This is a genomic window from Dactylosporangium sp. NPDC050588 (genome assembly GCF_040654975.1).
Lineage (GTDB): Bacteria > Actinomycetota > Actinomycetes > Mycobacteriales > Micromonosporaceae > Dactylosporangium > Dactylosporangium maewongense.
In genome coordinates, this window is sequence record NZ_JBFAJA010000206.1 from 1 (window position 1) to 3,114 (window position 3,114).

At 67.2% G+C, this 3,114-nt stretch carries 4 protein-coding genes; 2 read left to right on the plus strand and 2 right to left on the minus strand.

Annotation, left to right across the window (positions count from 1 at the left end; genetic code table 11):
- Positions 1 to 229, minus strand: a 229-nt coding sequence (locus AB0I21_RS57255; RefSeq protein ID WP_360574452.1) for a hypothetical protein, incomplete at its 3' end; no start/stop codon positions are given.
- Positions 230 to 865: 636 nt separating this feature from the next.
- On the opposite strand from AB0I21_RS57255, the gene AB0I21_RS57260 reads away from it, so the two are divergent.
- Positions 866 to 1,390: a hypothetical protein gene (locus AB0I21_RS57260; protein ID WP_360574454.1), complete on the plus strand. Its 525-nt coding sequence runs from the start codon at positions 866 to 868 to the stop codon at positions 1,388 to 1,390.
- Between the two features lie 152 nt (positions 1,391 to 1,542).
- On the opposite strand, the gene AB0I21_RS57265 is transcribed toward AB0I21_RS57260, so the two are convergent.
- Positions 1,543 to 1,758 (minus strand): hypothetical protein, encoded by a 216-nt coding sequence (locus AB0I21_RS57265; RefSeq protein ID WP_360574456.1) that lies wholly within the window; start codon positions 1,756 to 1,758, stop codon positions 1,543 to 1,545.
- Here AB0I21_RS57265 and AB0I21_RS57270 point away from each other — a divergent pair.
- Positions 1,757 to 2,482, plus strand: coding sequence for a L,D-transpeptidase (locus AB0I21_RS57270; RefSeq protein WP_360574458.1), 726 nt, complete (start codon positions 1,757 to 1,759; stop codon positions 2,480 to 2,482). The two genes, AB0I21_RS57265 and AB0I21_RS57270, sit on opposite strands and share 2 nt — an antisense overlap.
- The last annotated feature ends 632 nt before the right edge of the window (positions 2,483 to 3,114 follow it).

The following is a 3,114-nucleotide window of genomic DNA, read 5'->3' on the forward strand; positions in this document are numbered from 1 at the left end:
TGATCTCCACCGCCAGCACCGGCGCGCCGGTGGCGACCGCCAGCGGCACGGGCCCGCCGTGGATGGCGGGCCACTCGTGGTGCATCGGCGTCATGAGGCCGGCCAGCTGCCACCCCTCCTGGTGCCGGCCGATGAGCATGCACCGGCTGCCGAACGCCGACCGCATGCCGGGCACGTGCGGCAGCAACGTCGCCGACCGGGCCAGCACGTAGGTGCCGTAGAAGCCCACTCAGCGCCCCGGCGCCTGGCCGAAGTGGGCCCGTCGCGCTTGAGGTACCACGTGACGTTGACCGTGCGGACGGCCGTCGACTTCCGCCGCCGACGCCGAGGACTCCAGGCCGATGCCATCGCGTGTACGCAGCAATTCGGCGATCTCGCTGAGAGGTCCGTCCCGCATGCCGACAGCATGTGCCCTACGCGCGGTGAAGTCCGAGCACACGCCAGCATGCAAGGCGTCCAGACACTCGCGTGATCAGCACCGACCACTCAGACCACAGACCGACCACACTCGCAAGATCAGCCACGCCACGAGCCGTCAACTCTTGAGTGGCTCAAGGCTGCCGTACCCTGACCGGCGACCACCATCTAGGGGAGCATCATCTTGCGCGCACTACATCGCATCGCGGTTCCGTTCGTCGCTGCGGCGGCCCTGCTGGCCGGCTGTGGGGAGTCGTCTCCGTCGGCCGACGCGACCGGGACACCGGCAGCAGCGGCACCGGCCGCGTCGGCCTCGGCCAAGCCGGCGGCTGGGTCCGCCGAGTTCGAGGCGGCGATCGCCGAGTTCGCCACGAAGCCGTATGCGTTCCTAACCAAGGCCAAGAGCGGCCCGCAGGTCAAGGGGTCGGTCGACCCCGCGGCCGGCAACATGGCTCAGGTCGCAGACATCCCGGCCATCAAGCTCAAGGCCAGCGTCACGGTCGTCGGCAAGGACTACTATGCCAAGCTCGACGGCGTCCAGATCCCGGGCGCGGCAAACAAGTGGATCCACTTCGAACCGGGGAAGCTGCAGTCACTCAACAAGCTGCTCATCAACACCGCGGAGGACCCGACCGGCCTGACGCTCATCGCGAAGGCCATCGTGACCGCCAAGAAGGACGGCACGAAGATCACCGGTACATTCGATGCGACGAAGGTCGGCGACGGCGTCGGTGGCATCGGCGCCGAATCGGTCGCCGCGCTCGCCGAAAAGGCCAAAGCCATACCGTTCACCGCCACCCTCGACGCCGAGGGCAAGCTGACCGCAGTGTCGTTCACGGTGCCGGAGCACGGTGAAGAAAAGGCCGACACCATGACGACGACCTACTCGGCCGTCGGCACCGCTGTAAAAATCGTCAAGCCGACCCCGGTCGTCGAGGCCAACGAGCAAATCTACGCCGGACTCAACGGCTGACACGCCGCAGCGATGGTGGCCGTCGGATCACGATACGCGGCGGCTACCTTCGCTCACAGTGAGGTTCGATCCGGCCGATTGTGATGTGGTCGAGCCGGACAGCGGTGGCGGCGGGCGCGCATAAGGGGCATCGTCGTGGTTGTGCGATCTTCTCACCGTGTGCGGGTGGCGGCGCTGCTGGTCGGCCTTGGTCTCGGGTTGACGGCGTGCGGCGGGAACTCCGCGCCGAAGGCCTCGTGGTCGGGGGCGCCGTCGTCGGGCCAGCAGCCGGCCGGGAGTGCGTCGCCTTCGGTGTCGCCGGCGCCGAGCGGTAAGCCGGTGCACGTGCGGCTGTACGAGAAGGACGGGGCGACGTACGGCGTGGGCATGCCGATCATCGCGTACCTGTCGGCGTCGATCACCAGCGCCAAAGACTTCGACGCGGCGACCCAGGTCACCGTCAACGGGGCGCCGGTCGAGGGCGCGTGGTACTTCCAGAAGTCCACGATCTACGCCGGCTACCCGATCGAGGCGCACTACCGCCCGGCCGAGTTCTGGCCGGCGCACGCCGAGGTCGCTATGAACCTCGACACGAAGGGCAAGTCGGGCGGGGCTGGGCTGGTGTACGACAACAGCCTGACCCTCGACATGAAGACCGGGCCGGCGAACGTCGGCAAGGTCGACGGCAAGACCCTGCGAATGGTCGTGACCTCCGACGGCAAGCAGGTCTTCGACTTCCCGGTGTCGCTGGGCAAGGCGAGCACCCCCACGTTCAACGGCACCAAGGTCGTCATGGAGAAGAAAGCGGTCGAACACATGGTCGGCGACGGCTACGACGAGCAGGTGCCGTGGTCGGTACGGGTCACCAACTCCGGCGAATACGTCCACTCGGCCAGCTGGAACGGCGGCAACATCGGCCAGCGCAGCACCTCCCACGGCTGCACCAACCTGACCGAGGCAAACGCCAAGGCGTACTTCAACTTCGCCCAGGTCGGCGACCCGATCACCTACACCGACACCGGCGGCCCGACGATGCCGACCTGGGACGGATACGGCGACTGGAACGTCCCCTGGAACACCTGGCAGGCGGGCGGCGCAGTGCCGGCCAACTGAACTACCTCCCGCGACGAGCGTTGGCGGCGGCGATCTCGGCGCGCTACCCGGCACGGCGCCTCTCATCTGATCCAAGCACCAGGTCCGGGCTGAGAGCGTCGGCATACGACCAGGTGCCGCTCGACGGAAGGCCGCTCGCTCGCCCACCTCGAACTGGGACGGGACAAGGCCCACGACACCTGACCGTGGAGCCACCGCGGGCAGATCGATCTCGTTGTCGCGCGTGGCTGGCGGTTCGAGTACTCCGAAATCGACTTCGACGTCGACCTGCGAGAGGTACAAGGCCAAGAGCGACTCGACGAGTTCTGCGAATTCCTCATGATTTTAGGGCGACGCCTTGGCCAGCCGGTATTGAGGGGCGATGAGAGCGGCAATCCGGCCGGGCGCCCGGTTCTCGGCTTCTTCACCGAGACCGGTCGGGTAGTCGTCGCCGACCCACCGCAGGCATCGTGAAGCGCGAGGTCCTGGGTTCACACCGTGGACGAGATCAATAGAGGTCAACTGACGTACGGTAGCAAGCGCATCGCGGCTACGAGCCATGAGCGTGCATCCGTGCGCTCGCTGGCAGGACTGCGCGTTCGGCACTGATGCCGGTAGGCCCGGTACGTCTTCGGACTACAGGTAGATCTCGG